The sequence below is a fragment of the Methanosarcina siciliae T4/M genome, from assembly GCF_000970085.1.
Taxonomy (GTDB): Archaea; Halobacteriota; Methanosarcinia; order Methanosarcinales; family Methanosarcinaceae; genus Methanosarcina; species Methanosarcina siciliae.
The window spans coordinates 4,608,820-4,627,641 of sequence record NZ_CP009506.1; the positions used below are offsets into that span (position 1 = coordinate 4,608,820).

13 protein-coding genes are annotated in these 18,822 nt (G+C 45.0%); 12 read left to right on the forward strand and 1 reads right to left on the reverse strand.

Annotated features, from left to right (window positions below; genetic code table 11):
* The first annotated feature begins 296 nt into the window (after positions 1-296).
* From mtaA to MSSIT_RS19335, 4 genes are all read left to right on the forward strand, one after another.
* Complete coding sequence (mtaA, locus tag MSSIT_RS19325; RefSeq protein WP_187151965.1) at positions 297-1,316, forward strand: methylcobamide:CoM methyltransferase MtaA; 1,020 nt, start codon at positions 297-299, stop codon at positions 1,314-1,316.
* Between the two features lie 101 nt (positions 1,317-1,417).
* A complete protein-coding gene (locus tag MSSIT_RS23755; RefSeq protein WP_156158909.1) occupies positions 1,418-1,600 on the forward strand; it encodes a hypothetical protein in 183 nt (60 codons plus the stop codon).
* A 34-nt stretch (positions 1,601-1,634) separates the two neighbouring features.
* A complete protein-coding gene (locus tag MSSIT_RS19330) occupies positions 1,635-3,254 on the forward strand; it encodes a methylamine methyltransferase corrinoid protein reductive activase (protein ID WP_048174068.1) in 1,620 nt (539 codons plus the stop codon).
* Positions 3,255-3,794: 540 nt separating this feature from the next.
* The gene (locus MSSIT_RS19335) at positions 3,795-4,961 is read left to right on the forward strand and encodes a GTP-binding protein (RefSeq protein ID WP_048174069.1); all 1,167 of its coding nucleotides are present in this window, start codon (positions 3,795-3,797) and stop codon (positions 4,959-4,961) included.
* A 246-nt stretch (positions 4,962-5,207) separates the two neighbouring features.
* On the opposite strand, the gene MSSIT_RS19340 is transcribed toward MSSIT_RS19335, so the two are convergent.
* Positions 5,208-5,906, reverse strand: a complete 699-nt coding sequence (locus MSSIT_RS19340; RefSeq protein WP_231590063.1) for a helix-turn-helix transcriptional regulator — start codon at positions 5,904-5,906, stop codon at positions 5,208-5,210.
* 1,212 nt (positions 5,907-7,118) lie between these two features.
* Here MSSIT_RS19340 and MSSIT_RS19345 point away from each other — a divergent pair.
* From MSSIT_RS19345 to MSSIT_RS19390, 8 genes are all read left to right on the forward strand, one after another.
* The gene (locus MSSIT_RS19345; protein ID WP_048174070.1) at positions 7,119-9,014 is read left to right on the forward strand and encodes a uroporphyrinogen decarboxylase family protein; all 1,896 of its coding nucleotides are present in this window, start codon (positions 7,119-7,121) and stop codon (positions 9,012-9,014) included.
* Positions 9,015-9,312: 298 nt separating this feature from the next.
* Positions 9,313-9,684 carry a hypothetical protein gene (locus MSSIT_RS19355; RefSeq protein WP_048174072.1) on the forward strand — a complete coding sequence of 124 codons (372 nt, stop codon included), beginning with the start codon at positions 9,313-9,315 and terminating at the stop codon, positions 9,682-9,684.
* 324 nt (positions 9,685-10,008) lie between these two features.
* On the forward strand, positions 10,009-11,616 hold the full coding sequence (locus MSSIT_RS19360; RefSeq protein ID WP_048174073.1) for a TCP-1/cpn60 chaperonin family protein: 1,608 nt from the start codon (positions 10,009-10,011) through the stop codon (positions 11,614-11,616).
* Positions 11,617-12,193: 577 nt separating this feature from the next.
* Positions 12,194-13,297: a CobW family GTP-binding protein gene (locus MSSIT_RS19365; RefSeq protein WP_048174074.1), complete on the forward strand. Its 1,104-nt coding sequence runs from the start codon at positions 12,194-12,196 to the stop codon at positions 13,295-13,297.
* Positions 13,298-14,378: 1,081 nt separating this feature from the next.
* Entirely contained in the window at positions 14,379-15,155 is a 777-nt protein-coding gene (gene mtaC, locus MSSIT_RS19375; RefSeq protein WP_048174076.1) for a methanol--corrinoid protein MtaC, read from the forward strand.
* Between the two features lie 14 nt (positions 15,156-15,169).
* Positions 15,170-16,555 carry a methanol--corrinoid protein co-methyltransferase MtaB gene (mtaB, locus tag MSSIT_RS19380; RefSeq protein ID WP_048174077.1) on the forward strand — a complete coding sequence of 462 codons (1,386 nt, stop codon included), beginning with the start codon at positions 15,170-15,172 and terminating at the stop codon, positions 16,553-16,555.
* Positions 16,556-16,607: 52 nt separating this feature from the next.
* Positions 16,608-17,189 carry an acetate uptake transporter gene (locus MSSIT_RS19385; RefSeq protein WP_048174078.1) on the forward strand — a complete coding sequence of 194 codons (582 nt, stop codon included), beginning with the start codon at positions 16,608-16,610 and terminating at the stop codon, positions 17,187-17,189.
* Between the two features lie 387 nt (positions 17,190-17,576).
* Complete coding sequence (locus MSSIT_RS19390) at positions 17,577-18,545, forward strand: cation diffusion facilitator family transporter (RefSeq protein ID WP_052721731.1); 969 nt, start codon at positions 17,577-17,579, stop codon at positions 18,543-18,545.
* Positions 18,546-18,822 lie beyond the last annotated feature (277 nt).

Below are 18,822 nucleotides of genomic sequence, written 5' to 3' on the forward strand. Positions count from 1 at the left end.
ATATCCGTATCCTAGTTCAGATGAGTGGCCTGAGAATTGTTTTTACGGCCAGCATTCTCATTCCTCCTCATGTGAGACAAAAAAGGTGATACAGAAGGCACTATCAGATCCCATTTACCCGTGTAAATTACAGTTTTTTAATATGTTTTGAACCCCGGATACTCTAGTCTGGAGTATGAAACATTTTGGATTGAAAAGGTCTATATAATATTGTCAAGTAGACAATAAAATTGCAATAAAAATATATGTACTAAGATAAAAGTTACAAAGATAGAAGTAAAAAAGGTATGACCGATATGAGCGAATTCACACTTAAAACAAGACTTTTAGCCGCCCTGAAAGGCGAATCTGTTGACAAAGTACCTGTTTGTTCCGTGACCCAGACCGGAATTGTAGAACTCATGGACGAAGTCGGTGCCCCCTGGCCTGAAGCCCACACCAACCCCGAGCTTATGGCAAAGCTGGCACTCGCCAACTACGAACTCAGCGGACTTGAAGCCGTAAGGGTTCCCTATTGCCTTACTGTCCTTGTAGAAGCCATGGGCTGTGAGATCAACATGGGTACCAAGAACAGGCAGCCCTCTGTTACCGGTCACCCCTTCCCCAAAGCCCTCGATGGCGCAGCCGTACCTGCAGATCTCCTGCAGAAGGGCAGAATCCCGGCAGTCCTCGAAGCAATCAAGATCATCAGGGAAAAAGTCGGCCCTGACGTGCCAATCGTTGGCGGTATGGAAGGTCCTATCACAGTCGCTTCTGACCTTGTAAGTGTAAAATCCTTCATGAAATGGTCCATTAAAAAACCTGACCTCTTTGAACAGTCTCTTGACCTCGCAACTGAAGCTTCAATCATCTATGCAAACGCCATGGTAGAAGCCGGTGCAGACATTATTGCTATTGCAGACCCTGTCGCATCCCCTGACCTTATGAGCCCTGACTCCTTCAAGCAGTACCTCCAGTCCAGGCTGCAGAAGTTCTCCTCCGGCGTTAACGGCGTAACTGTCCTTCACGTCTGCGGAAACGTGAACCCGATCCTCAGCTACATGGCAGACTGCGGTTTTGAAGGTCTCAGCGTTGAAGAAAAGATCGGCAGCGTAAAGAAAGCAAAGGAAGTCATAGGAACCAGAGCAAGGTTAGTAGGAAACATTTCCAGCCCCTTCACCCTGCTGCCCGGCCCTATTGACAAGATCAAAGCCGAATCCAAGCAGGCCCTTGAAGACGGTGTCGATGTACTCGCCCCGGGCTGTGGTATTGCACCCATGACCCCTCTCGAGAACATCAAAGCCATGGTCGAAGCAAGAAACGAATTCTACGCCTGAAAAAGCATAAAAATCCTTTATTTTTCTACGGGCAGATCCCGGAGCTCTAAAGCAATCCGGACTCCGGAATTATTCTGCCCCTGTTCATATTTTTCTTAACTTTGCCAGGGAGGGACCTCAGGGATGAGGAGATCCGAAACCAGGCCCCTAACAGGCTGTCGGTTCAGGAGATCCGGGCAAGGGATGCAGTAAAACCCATAAGTGCAGCTTATACATTACGACACTTATTGAATTTATTCAAATTAACAAATGATGGGATAATTAAGCTAAGTATGTGCAGTTGAGTAAATCTTAAACTTTTTTGGAGGAGGTTAAGATATGAGAACAGGAGTTGCAATTGACCTGGGCACCAGCGGATTCAGAGCTCAGAAAATTGACCTGGAAAGCGGCGAGATTAAGAAAACCGTGATAACTCTCCGGAACCCTCTGCCGGGAGCAAACGTGATGGACCACCTTGACTTTGCGATCCACTACGGACTTGACAAAGCTCATGGGCTCTCAGCAACAGCGGTCAAAAATATCCTTACGGAACTCGGAGCAAAACCCGAAGAGATGGAGAAGTTCTCAATTTGCGGAAACCCGATCCAGCTTTCTATCTTTCAGGGAATTCCTATCGAAGACCTGGCATACGCAGGCGAGCGTAAGAAGCAGAAGTATCACATTGAAGAACAGAACAGAGACGCCAGGGTAGTCCCTCTTGCTGAAATTGTGGGGTTTGAAGAATTTAAGAACTGCAAATTGTTTGTGCCCCCTGCCATTAAACACGAGGTCGGAGCCGACGCCCTTGCCCTAATAGTTAAGGCAGGCATGGTCGAGAGCGATGAAGTCGCAATCGCTACGGACTACGGGACAAACGCCGAAATGGCCCTGAAATCAAACGGGGTTATTTACACCGGATCGGCTGCGGCCGGGCCTGCTCTCGAAGGCCAGGAAATAGAATACGGATCCATTGCCTCCCCGCACACTATCTGTGATGTCGAATTTGAAGGAGAGAACCTGCGCTGTTATGTGCTTGATCGGGACATGAAAACAACCATGGGAGATCTTGTAAACCCGAAGACCGGAGAGGTTGTGGAAAAAGGAGAGGTCACTGCAAAAGGAATTACAGGAACAGGAGTTATTGCTCTTATCGAAGCCGGGATGAGGAACAAACTGATAGTTCTTCCGAAAATTCAGACTCCTGAAAAAATAATTCACCTCCAGAACGGGATTAAATTCACCGAAAAAGACCTTATCGCTGCCGGAAGAGCCATAGGAGCCCTCCGGGCGGGGCACATCACACTCTGTTCAGCTGCTGGAATTGAAATGGAAGACCTCAAAGTAGCCCATATGTCAGGAGCTGCCGGGACTTACATGGATGCTGCAAAAGCCCATCAAGTAGGAATGATCCCGTACAATGCCAATTATGTCTCCCAGATCGGAAACACCTCTCTGACCGTTGCCAGAGAAATCCTGCTTTCCGAAGAAAGGCTCTGGGAGCTGCAGACAATTGCAAAGGAAATAGTGGGCACACATGTGATGTTTGCAACCTCCGAAGCCTTTAAGGAAGCTTATCTACTGGAACTTGCCTACTGGAACGAGGGTATGGCATTCAAAATGCTCCAGAAGTTCCTGAAAAAGAAAAAACTCCCGATGATCAGCGAACCTTCAACTATCCTGAAAATCGACCGCCAGGTCGAAAGGGATATTCCGGAACTCGGAGAAGAAGGGCTTGAAGTGCTCGAAAAAGTCGGGACCTACCTTACCATGGTCATTGAGGATTGCCAGGGCTGCAAGAAGTGTGCAAAGGTATGCCCGAACGGAGCTCTCAGAATGGAGGATAACGGGTTTGTGAAAATAAGGACCGACCTCTGTGACGGAGCAAACTGCCAGCGCTGCCTGCATGCCTGCCCTGATGACAGGTTCAAATGGGAAAACCTGACTGTTGCAGGACTTTGAACAGGAAAAAAGAAGGTAGAAACAAAAAAGAAAAGCACAATTTATTAACGCTGAAATCCTGTGGCTGCATAGCAGGATTGCAACTTTGCAGTGTGCAGCCCATTTTCATTTCTCCACGGGCTAATTTTTGATAAAAAAGTGAGTTTTGCTCGAACAGACTGATTATGGTTTTTATCGGCAAATTTTTCAGGTGGACCGGATTACGGAGATTTCTGATCCGTAAAACCCTGTTCAACGTATTGTATAGTTAATTTTTGTTTCAAGTTTCTTCATCATTTAAGATATGCAGTTAATTCTGCAATTCTTCTAATTTATCGGCAAAAAATTTGGGAGACAAAAAGGGATTGAGAGACACAAAAAAGGAATTGAAAGACACAAAAATATTTAGATGGACCCCAATTTAGAGATAAAACAATATACTTTGAGGATAGAAAAGTTGACGTTTATATCCGGACCAGAGGTCTTTGGGTTTGCATTCCGTCCATGAAACAGAAAAAAATCCAGTAAGTAAAGAAATGGCAGAAAACGGAGGATAGAAAAGTGGAAGTCATTGTTGTTGGAGGTTTCCTGGGAAGCGGGAAGACAACCACCATTATCAATATGGGTAAGTACCTGGCAGAAAAAGGAAAAAAAGTTGCCATTATTGTAAATGAGATCGGCGAAGTAGGGATTGACGGGGACGTGATCAACAGGTTCGGGTTCGATACCAAGGAGATTACAAGCGGATGTATCTGCTGTACCCTGAAAGTCGGGCTGAGGACAACAATGAACCTTCTGACAAAAGAATACAAGCCCGATATCGTGATGATCGAACCCACAGGAATTGCGTTCCCGAACGTTATCAGGACCGAAGTCGAACTTATGAATCTTGGAGAAGATGTAAAAGTTGCCCCCCTCGTGACCCTGATCGACGGCAGCCGCTTCAAGAATCTGATGAAAGAGGTAAAAGAATTTGCCATGAGGCAGATTATTGATGCCGAAATTCTGGGGATAAACAAGGTGGACCTGATAGAACCTATCCGGATCCCGATCCTTGAAGCTTCGGTGCAGCAGCTGAACCCCAAAGCCAGGGTGGTTTTGCTTTCAGGAAAGGATACGGGGGAAAGGTTTAAGAATTTCATGCAGCTGGTTCTTCCTGAGATCAAGGAAAATCAGGAAAAAACTCAGGTAACCACCCAGAAAGAAAAGCCCGTACCTTCTGAAATTCAGGAAACCGAGGATTCCATCAAAGCTTCCGGGGTCGGCAGCTATGCTGCAGAGTTTGAAATAAAGGATGGAGGGAATCTGAGCACGGAGGCTTCAAGGGAGCTCACTACTGAATTGATGAATACGATAAAAGAAAAAGTTCTGGAGCTGAACCCCGAATTTTTAGGACATATCAAACTCTTTTTGGACAACGGGATGGAAACCGTAAAACAAAGCGTGACCATCTATTATGAAGAGCCCCAGGAAGAGATAATTAAGTCAAAAGAAGGCTCCACCCCGACATTCAAAATCCTCTCCGCTGTTTCAAACGTTGAGAAGGAAGCTCTGAAAGATGCTGTGAACAGTTCGGTACACGAAACCTTTGAGAAAAAGGGAATAGATGTACATAAAGTAGAAAATGGACATGATCATGAACATGAGCATCACGAACATGAGCATCACGGACATGAGCATCACGAACATGTACAGAGAATCACTGATATTAAAAGCAGAAAAAAGTAAAGGAAAAATAGTAAGAGAAAATAGTAAGAGAAAAAAGTAAGAGAAAAAGAAAGAGAAATAAGTAAGAGGGAAAGAAAAACCTTGTAAGGTTAAAAATTTCCCCGCACCTTCTTTATCGAATATTTTTTTCCTTAATTTTTCCTTAATTTTTTCTTTAATTTCTGCATGGCTGCCGGAAACGGAAAATTTCAACGTGATCCGGCTTCCAAGAACAATTGGAGAGATGCCAAGAACTGATGACGTTTTTTAGATGATTTTCTCCGAGCGGTCAATGTAATACTGGGCAAGTTCCCTGCCCCATTCCAGAGCACTCGGGGTGAAACTCATGATCTTTCTGTGGTCAAACTCGCCATCTTTTCCAAAGAGCTTCAATAACATGAAGTTGTCCGAAACCATGAAGGAAGAAGGCCTTACCTTACCGGAGTAAATGTAAAGAGAAACCCCGTTTTTCAAGCAGGTATTATATTCGTCTTCAAAGTCGTTTTTCATTCTGTTATAGACCTTTTCATCAAGGATAAGATGTACATCAGCCCCGTCCTCTGCACATTCTGCCTGAATTGCAGGGCAATCGGGGCAGAAATAAGAATAAAAGGACGTAAGGTTTTTAGAACTGGAAAGCCTTTCCCGCAATTGCTTTGGGAATTCAAAGAGATGGTCCAGATCAGGCTCTTCCAGAGTACATTTCCCAAGCATGTCTATCTTCTGTATCAGGTGCCTCGGGATCGGGGATCGGTCATGTTTTGACCAGTAGTCCTTATTCCCGTCAAAAACATCCAGAAGAGAAGTGAGAGGGAGCATCTTTTCAACGATAACCTCTCCGATATCCGAGAGTTCGTAGGCACTTCCTTTCTGCACGATTATATCCATATCCTTCAGTTTTTTTATCTGTGGCATCACCGCACACGCCTTTACATTAAGAGTATCCTTGATCTCATCAATGTACATCGGCCCATTAGCTAACTGAATAAGGAGATTCTTTCTTTTTTCAGAGAAGAAAATCAAGTCTATAAGGGAACTCATGTTTATCAGCTTCCAACCATACATCTTTTATGTTAAGACGAACTACCGTTTTCCGGAGTTTTACCCAAAAACCCGCCTCGTCCTCCGGGAAGGATAGCTTTAACATTTAGCCAAGAGCATTAATGGATAAATCCAGTGTATTTTACCAGGATTCACTATACCGACCTGGAAATAAAGGGTTTTGAAACCAGCTCTTGTGATAGTACCTCTACATTAAAGAACGGTTCTCGACACATTCTTAACATGAAATAGAATCTAAAAGTGAAAAACTTCTTTAGATCAAAGCCATATTAATTATATTACAAGTATTATATTTAAATTTTGATTCTGATCAGTATAATAAAAACTATTGATATTATATTTAAATTATCATAATACGCGAGAAATCAAAAGATATAAAACGAAAGTCAGAGATATTTTGCAGTTTTCGTATACTGAGAAACAAAATGCCTGTTTTGACACTGAATAACATAAATGCAATGGGATCAAAAGGGCGGATCAACGGGCTGATAGATGACCAATGGACAGAGAGATGACCGTAACTTTTCAACCCGCGATTCTTCGATCAATACCCTCAAATTTTCAATGCCCTTTATTTTTACATCCCCCATCAAAATTTGGCAGGTCCTATTTTTCCAGAGATTGGGAGTTTTCCAACCCCCGAATAAAAACCTCATACTTGCAAAAAGGTCGGGAACACAAAAGCTAAAGAAACAACAAATTTCCCCCTGGTTCTAAAACTAGAAGTCTAGTAAAAATCCATTCAGTGCGAAATATAAAGAAAACTATATTTTTCTGGGAGGAAAAAAATTGCCCCTGAATTAAAAAACATCATCGGTTAAGCTATATATCATAGAGTCAATCTGTCAATAATGACCATTTAAGCCTGAAAGGAAAAACCTGTACTGGATTCAGGTAAAAAATCCCAGTTTGTACCGCGGCTGAAGATGCTGATTTCCGGGAAAAAAAATCGTTTTTTAGGAAAATGGTCATTTTGTGGATTAAGGAGTATATTAGTGGATTTAGAGAATTGACGGGCTGTGGAACCCGTTAAGGATCTAAGCAAAAGCAGATAGAGATCCGGAAAAACAGGCAGAAAACCGGTTGTCCGGGTTCTAACAAAAAAGGAGATTTTTTATGGCAAAAGAAGATATTCTGAATGTTTTAGCTGATGCTGTCGTTGATGGTGACGACGAACTTGCAGAAGAATTCGCACAAAAAGCCCTTGACGAGGAGCTCGACGCATACGAAGCAATCGTTGACGGCCTTGCAAGAGGCATGAAGATCATCAGTGATATGTACGAAAGAGGAGAGGCCTTTGTCCCCAGCCTTCTGCTCGCAGCAGACGCTATGTATGCCGGGATGGACATCCTCACACCATACATGAAAGTGGACGGAACTTCAGCCCCCAAGAATGTCATTATCGGTACTGTCGAGGGTGACGTACATGACATCGGAAAGAACCTCGTTAAGACCATGATGACCGCTGCCGGCTTCAACATGATCGACCTTGGCTGTGACGTACCCCTTGACAAGTTCGCAGAAACTGCAAAGGAAAAGAAAGCTGCAGCCATCTCGATGAGCACACTTATGACCACAACAATGGGCGGCATGGAAACTGTTATTGAACAGCTCCAGGAAGAAGGAATCAGAGACTCCCTAATTGTAATGGTCGGTGGTGCACCTATATCTCAGGCATTCGCAGACAGTGTCGGCGCAGACGGCACGGCCCTCGATGCAAGCGCAGCAGTCGATACTCTTAGCTCCCTTGTAAGCGAGCTACCTTCGGATTCCTGGAGCGACTCTGCAATTGCAACAAGCAAGATGAAGTACAAGGAAACTCTCGCACAGAAAAGCGGCAAGGAAAAGGTAGACATCGGCAGAGTAACTGCAGAGAAAATAATAGCAGAATTCGACTCCGTGGTCCCGAAGTTCAATGAAACCATGACCAAAGCAGAAAGGTTCGGTGCTGCCTTCAAAGATAAGAAAGTCGACAGGCTCCCTGTAGCACCTCTTGCCTGTGGCGTATCCAGGAAGTTCGTTCCCTGCGCCTATATTGATTATTCTACGAAGGCAGAGAAGTATGCGGACTGTGTCGAAGCAGGTATCAAATACTTCAATATGGATACCTTCGTCGGCCTGACCGACCTCTGTGTTGACGCGGCTGACTTCGGTGCAACCATCAGATACCCTGAAGAGGACACCCCCGCTGCAATCGGCCACCTTGAAGACTACGAGAAACTTGAAGTCCCCGACCTTAATGAAGGCACCCGTGCCTACAACCTGATCCAGGGCAACAAGCTTGCAACCGAGAAAGCACACGCCCTCGACGCACCCATGACAGCCCTGATCGAAGGCCCGATGGTCGCTCTGACCCAGATAATGGGAGCAACCCGTGTACTTTCCGACCTCAGGACAAACCCTGATGTCGTCCTCAAGGCCCTTGATAAGACTACAGCCTATGTAGAAGAAATCATGAAGGGCATGTTCGAAGATGCCCAGCCTGACAACCTCTGCATAGTTAACCTCTGGACAAATAACGTCATCCTCAGCGCTGACGAATACATGAAGTCCGAGGGCCAGGTCATGCAGGACAGGATTGCCCCTCTTTACAAGAAATACAATAAGCCTGTTGTTATCCACAACTGTGCCGACGCCCCACACTGGGAGCTCATAAACAAGTGGAACACCGAGTACTACAGCTACACCTTCTACCCTGATGAGGCCGGGAAAGGATCCAAGGATCACAAGTACCTGATCAGCACCTACGGCAAGGAAACCATGTTCGGTGGAGAAGTCAGTCCGATTGTCTTCCTGGACAACAGCCCCGAAGGCCTCCAGAAGATGAAGGCAGACACAATTGCCCTCCAGGAGAGCGTTCTGAACACTCTCAAGGAGAACGGCATGCAGTCCAAGTACATGATTTCAACAGGCTGTGAAGTCCCACCAGGAGCACCCTGTGACTCCATTACTGCCCAGACCTACACCGTGGCAGAAAAGGGTCCGGAACTCTATAAAAAGATAATCGGGTAAACCTTCTGAAGCCATAAAATAAGAAAAAAGCAAGCCAAGCTTGCCAGATGCCGGATGGACTTCCGGTCCATCCTCCCTTATTTATCAAAATAAAAAATCGGGTTCTCGCTGTTTCTGCACCCACTGCCTCAAAAAAAGTGCAAGCGAACTAAAAACGAGAAAAAAGGCATTGGGAAAGAAAAACAGAGAAAACGGAAATAAAAAACGAATACACACATTTGGGCCGAAAAACGCAAAAACTTCCGCAGAGGATGGCAGAGAGCCTATTCAAATAATTCAATAAAAGAGGTGAAACTGGATGAGACATCAGAAAGTATCCGAAGCTGAGGAAAAAACGTTCTATTCGAGTCCTGTGCACCCTATAACCTATAAACTGAGAACGAACCATTCGTCTCAGAGATTCCTCTTCCACTATTCGGTTATTGAAACGGGTACTGTGAGATACGGACCGGGCTTAACCCCGGGATCTATAGAATATACGGAGATGCATACGGATTCCAGATCTTACGACCTGATTACCGAAGAACATACAGATATGCTCACAGATTCCGGATATTACGACCTGCTTGCCGAAGTGGACCTCACAATGGAAGACCCTGATACATACCTTGAATGCGCAGGCAGACTCTCCGAATCATCGGATACTCAGCAGTCAGTTAAGAAAAAATAATTCGGCAGCAAGAATTTCCATATGAAATAAAAAACAAAACATCCGAACTGCACCCGTCAAAAACGGAAAAACATCCGAACTGCACCCATCAAAAACGGAAAAACGTCCAAACTGCACCCATCAAAACCTCCAAACTACACTCACCAAAAACATCAAAACCTCCAAACTGCACCCATCAAAAACATCAAAACCTCCAAACTACACTCACCAAAAACATCAAAACCTCCAAACTACACTCACCAAAAACAACAAAAACGATACCTACCAGGATCCAACAAAAACAGCAAAAAATCGAAAAGGAACCGCAGCGGCAGAGGAGAGGACATGGCAAGCGAACTGAAAACACCGGGAAGCACGAGCCCTGAAAGCCAGGACGGAATGGCAAAACTGGCGCGGACTATAAGGGATAAGATCCTAATTGACGAGCCGGTAAAGGAAGAGAAGCTGATCGACCAGCTTGAAAGGGCAGCGATAGAAATTGACGAGCTACTGGGCTCATCCCTCGGCCCGAGAGGGATGAACAAGATAATAGTAAACCCGGTGGGAGATATTTTCGTTACGAGCGACGGGAAAGTCATCTTAAAGGAAATGGATGTGCTTCACCCGATCGTGACCTCTCTCAAAAAGCTTGCTGAATCAATGGACAAAGCCTGCGGAGACGGCACAAAAACGGCAGTCATTTTTGCAAGCAACCTGATTAAAAACGCAGTCAGATTGATCAGGGCAGGAGTGCACCCGACAATTATTATTGAAGGGTATGAACTTGCCATGCAAAAAACGTATGAAATGCTGCAGTACAGCATAAAGCAGGCATCGGAAGAGGATATCCGCACGACCATAATGTGTTCGGCAACAGGGAAGGGGATTGAAGGGCACCAGGCACAGATTGTTACGGATATTGTCCTGAAAGTGATAAGCCACCTTTCCGAAAAACAGGCAGGAAGGCTAGACCTTAACAGGAACGTCAAGATCCTGAAAAAGAAGGGGGGGCCGGAAATCACTGCAATCGAAGGCCTGATCATGGACGAAAACCCGGCAAGAGAAGATATGCCAAAAAGCTACCAGAACCCGGCGGTCCTGATCACGAATTACGACCTCAAGATAAAAAGCGGATACTTAAACCCCCAGCACAACCTCAAAATGGATTCCGTGCAGACTGCGCTCCTTTTTGAAGAGAGGAAAAAGCAGATGTGCGGGGAAATTTCCCGGAAGATAATTGATTCGGGAGCAAATGTCCTCTTTTCCGAAGGAGATATTGATCCCTATATCGAAACCCTGCTCAGGGACAGCAATATTCTGGCTTTCAAGAAGCTGAAGATGAAAGACCTGGAAAAGCTTGCGGAAGCCACAGGTACGACCCTGATGGCACAGCCGGACGAGATTCACCCCTGCGACCTCGGAAAAGCAGACAGTATAAAACTTGAAAAGAAAAACGGGGAAAACTTCGTTTTCATTACCGTGAAAGACAAGGCTATCGCCACCATTCTGATAAGGGAGCCTGTGAAATACGGGCTTGACAAGGTGGAAGAGGCTGTTGATGATGCACTGAACAATGCGGCTTTCCTCCGGAAAAACAGGGAAATAGTGAACGGAGGAGGGGCAATTGAGTTTGAGCTTGCGCATATGGTCAGGCTCTTTGCGGCAACGCAGACCGGGAAGAGACAACTGGCGGTCCAGGCATATGCCGAGGCCCTCGAAAAAATTCCTGTGATACTTGCCAGAAATATGGGAATGAACGAAACCGATGCGATGGCGCAGATGAGAAATTCGTATACAAAAGGGGTTGAGGCAAGGATAGACCTCTCAAGAAAGGTAACGGATAGCGGACCTGAAGTATACGATTCGGCAACGGTAAAGAAACTCGCAATAATTGCGGGTACGGAAACGGCAAGAAACGTACTCAGGATAGATGAGATAGTGCCTAAGAAGTAAAACAGGCATGAAAGCATAAATCCGGAAAAGGGAGACGGTAAAATTAGAAAATATCACGCTGATGACAATGCCACTCCCTCTCCAAGGGCATTGTTGTCATACGCACCCAAAAGGAAGTTAGACCTGCAATACTCTTTTCCGGAAAGGCACAGATTTGCCATTTCAAAATGCCTTTCCGGAAGGGAATAAGGGGCCGAAAAACTCTGAATCGGTTATGTACTCCGGTTTGCCATTTTCTGGAGGATTGCCGCCCAGAAGCCGGAAAAAGGACCCTTTTCAAACCCTTTTGCCATTTGAGGGATTTGAAGAAAAAAAATGTAAAACCCAAAGCATAGGACAGGTAAGCCCCACCTACTGCTAACCCCAGGCAGGAACGGGGCAATATTCCTGCCCTTATCGAGGTATAAGGCAGGCTATTAGCACAATAATTTGGCACTATAATAATACTGCTGACAGTACAGCGATATTCCGGTAATAATGTCCGGTTCTTACCTGATATTCGATTTAACCTTACGTGACGTTCAATTCTTACTGATATTAAATCATTACCTGAAGGCGTGAAGAAGAGGGCAGATCCATGAAATGTATGATAATCGGAGGCTTCCTGGGAAGCGGAAAAACGACAACAATAAGAAAACTTGTCGAGTACCTTGGGGCCCGGGGACATCGAACGGCAATCATTGTCAATGAAATAGGAGAAGTAGGAATCGACGGGGACACTATCTCGGGAGGGGAAGTGGAAACCCGGGAAATTACAAGCGGATGCATTTGCTGTACCCTGAGGATCAGTATGGAGCATACCCTGAGAAGCCTTATGCTCTCCTATAGTCCGGATACTATTATAATAGAGCCCACAGGGATAGCCTTCCCAAGACAGATAAAAAGCAATATCGAAAGCATGAATATTCCGGAGATTAGTTTTACTCCGATCGTAAATCTTGTAGACCCCTCCCGTCTGAGCCCGAAAGTAGAAGACCTGCAGAATTTTGTCCGAAACCAGATAGAAGACGCCGAGATCCTGGCCATAAACAAAGTAGACCTCATAGGGCAGGAAAAACTTCTGGAGACCTGCCTGCTCCTACGAAAAGTGAACCAGAGAGCAAGGATTATTCATTTTTCAGCCAGGCAGGGAGGAGAATCCCTGGAAAAACTTTTCGGGCTGATCGGGGTAAACAATCAGGATAAAACTGCCCGCAGAGTGAGAAATTCAGTAAAAACAAGGAATTCAATTGAGGCAAGAAACTCCATTGAAATGTCCGGAGTTTCGGCATACTCAACCGAATTTGAAATTACTTCACAGGAGATACCTCTTGAAACGGCGGTCTCTGTTTCGGGGCAAATCCTGGACAGCATAAGAAATAGGATAACACAACTGAACCCTGAATTTACAGGACATATCAAAGTTTCCTTTGCACACAAAGAGAATTTTGTAAAGGGAAGCGTGACTTCAGCACATGAAAAACCCGAGATTGAAATCCTCAAAAAAGAAAAGAATTCCTGCTCAAGGCTAAAGATACTCTCTGCGGTGACATCCGTGCCCAGGGAAGAACTTATCAGAACTGTGGACACAACGGCAAGTGGGCAGCTGAAAGACAGACAGCTTTCATATATAAAGGTGGAAAAAAGCAATCACGGCTACAACCAGGTTCCGATTAGCTCCATTAAGCAGAGAAACTTCTGAAAGAAGGATGTTTCCGGTTGGGGAAAGCTGCGGCCGGGCACACAAAAACTATATATAGGTTAAAATTGTCCTCGCTCCTTGCCCGAAAGAGTTCCCTCCCGTAGAGAGAAAAAAATGCTCTTTCAGCCTTCCAGAAAAACCTGGCTTCAGGGATGTAACAGTTTACCTGAAATATCCGGAAGTTTTGCCTCCGAAAAAATTAAAACAGAGCTGTAATAACCCACCAGGGAAAAAGTTCACTTACATTTTTAAAAACGGTCGAAAAAAAGCAAATGGTTTGATTTGATCGGAACATAGGACAAATCAAAGTCATTAACTTTAAAAATTCACATAATATATTGGAATGGAAATAGAAGTTCCGGAAAAGGATATAAATATTGAGCATGTTAAACTTACTTGCATGCTTCCGGGAGAAAGTCCCAATGAATCAGATTTTGCCTTATTGAAGAGTCCAGGTAGAACAAATTCACTTGATAACCTCCATAGCTCGAATTAAAGCCTCCAATTCTTCAAGACCCGCAAGAAGAAAATCCCCCAGAGGGTAGAATAATTGCCTGATAAATTTTGGCCCCATTGATTAGAACAAGGGGAACAAAAAAACACTTCTTTTTTATAAAATCATCTGCGGGGAAAATTGAAGTGAGAATTATAAAATTATAGCTGCGCAAAAATTAGCACAGGTGAAGGTATATGCGAGGAAATCCAACTGTCATCTGCAAGTGAATTCCCGAGTTGCAAGGGAATACACCTTTCAATAGTTAACTGGGAAGAAAAAGGTCTACTGGCGCCTGAAAAGAAAGGCTGGAATCCTGTAATCAGGAAATCAGTAATCATTTATAAGGAGCCTGAAAAACAGGAAAAAAGGACCTGTAATTCGGCACTCTCGTGCAACCAGTACACAGAAGAGGTTATCCATATCCCCCACAGTGAAAAGAATTCGATCTGGAGGTTTTCGAATTCGTTTACATTGTTTCGGATATATTTAGGAAGAATATATTTGAATGAAAGGGAAGATGCAACTTGCACGGTCGCAGATCTGAGCAATCTGAGATCGCTTCATTATTAAAATGGAGGTTAAAATATGTTGGATTTGACACTGGAAGACATCGATGGCATATTAGTACGCTATAACGTCGCCCTCGAAAAGGAAATGACCCCTGACGAAGCAGCAGAAGAGCTTTACCCGAAGGACGAACTCATCTATCCAATTGCAAAAGCAATCTATGAAGGAGAAGAAGACGACGTTGTTGATGCCCTCAAAGCTGCAATTGATGCAGGCAAGAAACCAATTGACCTTATCAACGATTCCCTCATGGTAGGCATGGGTGTTGTATCCCAGCTCTACGACGAAGGTATCATTTTCCTCCCCAATGTTATGATGTCTGCAGACGCAATGCTGAATGGTATTGAATTCTGCAAATCCCAGACCACCGAAGTACCCGAGCCTAAGGGCAAGGTCGTCTGCCATGTTGCAGAAGGTGACGTCCACGACATCGGAAAGAATATTGTTGCTGCCCTCCTGAGAGCTGCCGGTTATGAAGTAACTGACCTTGGCAGAGATGTCCCTGTTGATGAAGTCATCGCAACTGTTGAGAAAGAAAAACCAATGATGCTGACAGGTACTGCTCTCATGACAACCACCATGTACGCATTCAAGGAGATCAACGACAAGCTCCTTGAAAAGGGAATAAAAATGCCCTTTGCATGTGGTGGCGGTGCTGTGAACCAGGACTTCGTTGCTCAGTATGACCTCGGAGTTTATGGTGAAGAAGCTTCAGACGCTGTGAAGATTGCTGACGCAATCGTTGAAAGCGGAGACGACATCGAGAAATTAAGAGAGGAATTCCACAAGCACTAATCGGAGGGAGCAAAATGGTAAAAAAATACACTTCAATGGCTTACGCTAAAGCAGATGACATGCTTTTCGGGAACTCAAAATTCCCGGTAAAGGCAGGGCTTGGCCTCGAGATCGGTGCCGGATACACAACTCCCGAACTGAACTACGCCCCGAGACCTCAGGCAGGCAAGTCCAAAGAAAAACTCATAAAGGAATACGAAAGGATCACCACCGACGCAATGGCAAGAATGGTCCAGATCGGTGCCCCCTCCATCGTACTCGAAACCGAACATGTCGAACAGATGTCCAACAATCCAGAGTGGGGAGGCGCTGTTGCACATGCCCAGAAGACCATCATGGAAGAATACCACGATGAATACGGTATAAAGTGCGCCCTCCGTCACACTATCGGTGACATCCGTGAAGACCGTGACTACCTCCAGCTCAGAGGAGACAAGTACACCACCTTTATGGAAGCCTTCGAACAGTGCGCCCAGAACGGTGCAGACCTGCTTTCCGTTGAGTCAATGGGTGGTAAGGAAGTATTCGACTACTCCATCCTCAGGAACGACACTGCAGGTATCCTCTTCGGTATCGGTGTGCTCGGCAGCATGGATATGGAAATGGTCTGGTCCGACATTGCAGACATCGCAAAGAAGAACGGCGTAGTTGCAGCCGGTGACACAGACTGTGCCCAGGCAAACACTGCAATGTTCATCGCAGGCGGTCTCCTTGACAAGAACCTTGCCCACACCATCGCAATCGTTGCAAGGGCAATCTCTGCAGCAAGGTCTCTCTGTGCATATGAAGCAGGTGCAACCGGCCCTGGAAAGGACTGCGGATACGAAAACACGATCATAAAGTCCATCTCAGGTGTCCCGATTGCTCAGGAAGGTAAGACCTCTACCTGCGCCCACTCCGACCTGATGGGTAACCTGACCATGCAGTGCTGTGACCTCTGGTCCAACGAGTCCGTTGAATACCACGGTGAATTCGGCGGTACCACCGTTCAGTGCTGGTCCGAGACTCTTGCATACGACTGTGCCATGATGAACACTTCTCTGAAACTCGGCAAAGCAAAGGACCTCAGGGACATCCTCGCCCTCTCTGACAAATACAGAGACCCACAGGGCTATGTCCTCGCCTATGACAACGCCTACAAGGTAGGAGAAGCAATTGCAAAGACCGGAGACAACAACTACCTCCGTTCAAAGGCCGCTGCAATCGAGTGCTGTAACATTGTAGAAGAAGGCATCAACTCCGGAAAGCTGAAGCTCACAAGGTTCGAAACCAATGCTCTTGCAAAGGTTAAAACCGACCTTGAAGCCCTTACCGACGATGCTGACAAGTTCATGAGTGACAACCTGACCAAATTCAAACAGGAAGTTGCGGTTTTCAAGACCGAAAACTACGGGCTCTAAGCCCTAAACTTCCTTTTTTAATTTTTCGAAAAATGGCTTCAGGGGAATAATCATGAGCGAAAACGCAGCTTCTACAGTAATAGTTGATAAAACCGCAAACGCCGCTCCTCTCGGCTTTACCGGGCTGGGCCTTGCTGCAGTTCTGTTAAGTCTGAGCTACATTGGTGTGTACCCTGTGGGGTCAATGATTGTCTCCATGGCAATATTTCTGGGAGGATTTGCCCAGGTATTTGCAGGAATCATGTCCTGGAAAAAAGGAGATATTTTTGCAGGAACGGCATTTTCAGCATTCGGGCTTTTCTGGTTCTCACTGGCAGGACTGATCGTAATGCCTGCAATGGGCTGGATTGAAGCCTCATCTGGACTCGCTATGGCCGCATATCTCTTCATCTGGGGTGTGTACACCTTTGTCATGTTGATCATTACAATAAAAATAGGAGTCAAAGCCCTTCAGTTTGTATTTGTAACATTATTCATTTTATTTATGCTGCTGGCCGTTGTAAACGCAACCGGAAGTGCCGGACTGCTTGTGGTGGCTGGATACGTTGGACTTATTATGGGCCTTGCATCTATGTATACGGCTCTTGCCATGGTAATGAATGAAGTCCATGGGAAGACAGTTGCTCCACTCTAAAGATAAAGTAATGACAGCATTACACCCTCAGTATTAGAAAAACGGAACCTGAGGAAAGCACAACACACCAAACCTCGACGACCTACAAAACCCGTAAAAACGGCAGGGCAAAAACAGGACAGAAAGCCCTAAAAAATTCTCAACCCTTGAAAACACAGATTAATTTTAATCTGTGTTTTCAAATACATACCCTCTCCGAAATCTATTGATGGTAGTGTCCGCTAATTTATGTACCGCGTTAAGGGAAATGTAGGCGCTCGAGGAATCCCAACATTTTCGATTATTATCTTACCATTTTCAATTACCTTATTATTACTCTTTTCGACCCTTTTGAACGGTCTCGCTTATGAAGGAGGATTCAAAAAATTCATCAACGGTGAGTTTCGGATGAAAGCGGAAAAAAATATGAATAAACCCCGGAACATCTCGTATGCAGGACTCTTTTTCAGTCTTGCACTGACTCTTTTTAAATTATTTGCAGGACTGCTGGGACACAGTACGGCACTTCTTGCGGATGCGGTCCGTTCTTTTTCAGAGCTAATTAATGAGCTCGTAAAACTTCTTGACCTTTCTATTGCCGGTAAACCCGAAGATTGGAGCCATAATTACGGACATGGAAAAATCATAACCCTCTTTAAGGGAGCGGGAGCATGTATGCTCTTGTTTGCAGGCATCCAGTCAGCAAGTCTGGCCTCAGGAGAACTGCTTATGTTTATTCAGGGAAGAGAGACAGAAGCTCCTGAAATATTTGCGCTCTCAGCAGCCGCTTTCTCCCTTGTATCAAAAGAAATCGCTCCTCTTTTCAGCAAGCGAGCCAGGGAACAAGCGGAGGAAATTTCATCGGGAATCGGTTCTTATATCGGGAACTCTCACTTCAGAAGTTTATTCCTTTCCTGTTTTATTACTCTCGGGATAGGATGTACGTTTCTTCCCGGAAAATACTGGGTTGTGACTGATTCTCTTATTGCGGTTCTTTTAAGCCTTTACATCCTGGGATCTTCAGGAAGGCTCCTCTACGGTACTGCCAACGAACTCATAGAAGCTTCCCTTGATGAAGAAAATAATCGGAAAATCAGGGAGATAATAAACCGGACAGAAGGAGTAATGGGGTCGGGAGAACTTAAAACCAGGAGAATAGGAAACGGGATTGCAATCAATGCCTGTATTACTGTAAATAGCTCTCTTAACATTCAGGAGGTTGCAGATATTGCAGACCTCGTGGAGGAGAGACTCAAAAAAACCTATGGGGAAGGCATATATACCCTTGTAAAAGCAGAACCTGCCCCTGAGAGGAGTTGTCCTTTCCAGAAAAAGCTCAGGGTCTTCGAGGAAGGACGAAACAAGATAATAGTATAAAAGAGAAGGACGAAACAACCAGCCAAAAAAATATAAACCCAAAAAAATAAAATAATAGAAAAATAATAGGATAGAGAAAAAAATAAATCCAAATGAGTAAACGGGAAAAATCGCATTCTGGAATTAGCATTTTGATCCCTTCTACTTCGAACTTTTATCCATTTAATTAAACTGCTGCCAGGACAAGAAAAAATTCGTCTGGATCTTGCAGAGTTAAAAAGATATTATTCAACTACCCAACATTCAACTACTCACATTCAACTACTCAGGTTTCATC

Coding starts and splice junctions, on each gene's coding strand:
- mtaB (WP_048174077.1), top strand. CDS start 15,170: ATGGTAAAAAAATACACTTCAATGGCTTACGCTAAAGCAGATGACATG.
- MSSIT_RS19390 (WP_052721731.1), top strand. CDS start 17,577: ATGAAAGCGGAAAAAAATATGAATAAACCCCGGAACATCTCGTATGCA.
- MSSIT_RS19340 (WP_231590063.1), bottom strand. CDS start 5,906: ATGTACATTGATGAGATCAAGGATACTCTTAATGTAAAGGCGTGTGCG.
- MSSIT_RS19385 (WP_048174078.1), top strand. CDS start 16,608: ATGAGCGAAAACGCAGCTTCTACAGTAATAGTTGATAAAACCGCAAAC.
- mtaA (WP_187151965.1), top strand. CDS start 297: ATGAGCGAATTCACACTTAAAACAAGACTTTTAGCCGCCCTGAAAGGC.
- MSSIT_RS19355 (WP_048174072.1), top strand. CDS start 9,313: ATGAGACATCAGAAAGTATCCGAAGCTGAGGAAAAAACGTTCTATTCG.
- MSSIT_RS19345 (WP_048174070.1), top strand. CDS start 7,119: ATGGCAAAAGAAGATATTCTGAATGTTTTAGCTGATGCTGTCGTTGAT.
- MSSIT_RS19330 (WP_048174068.1), top strand. CDS start 1,635: ATGAGAACAGGAGTTGCAATTGACCTGGGCACCAGCGGATTCAGAGCT.
- mtaC (WP_048174076.1), top strand. CDS start 14,379: ATGTTGGATTTGACACTGGAAGACATCGATGGCATATTAGTACGCTAT.
- MSSIT_RS19365 (WP_048174074.1), top strand. CDS start 12,194: ATGAAATGTATGATAATCGGAGGCTTCCTGGGAAGCGGAAAAACGACA.
- MSSIT_RS19360 (WP_048174073.1), top strand. CDS start 10,009: ATGGCAAGCGAACTGAAAACACCGGGAAGCACGAGCCCTGAAAGCCAG.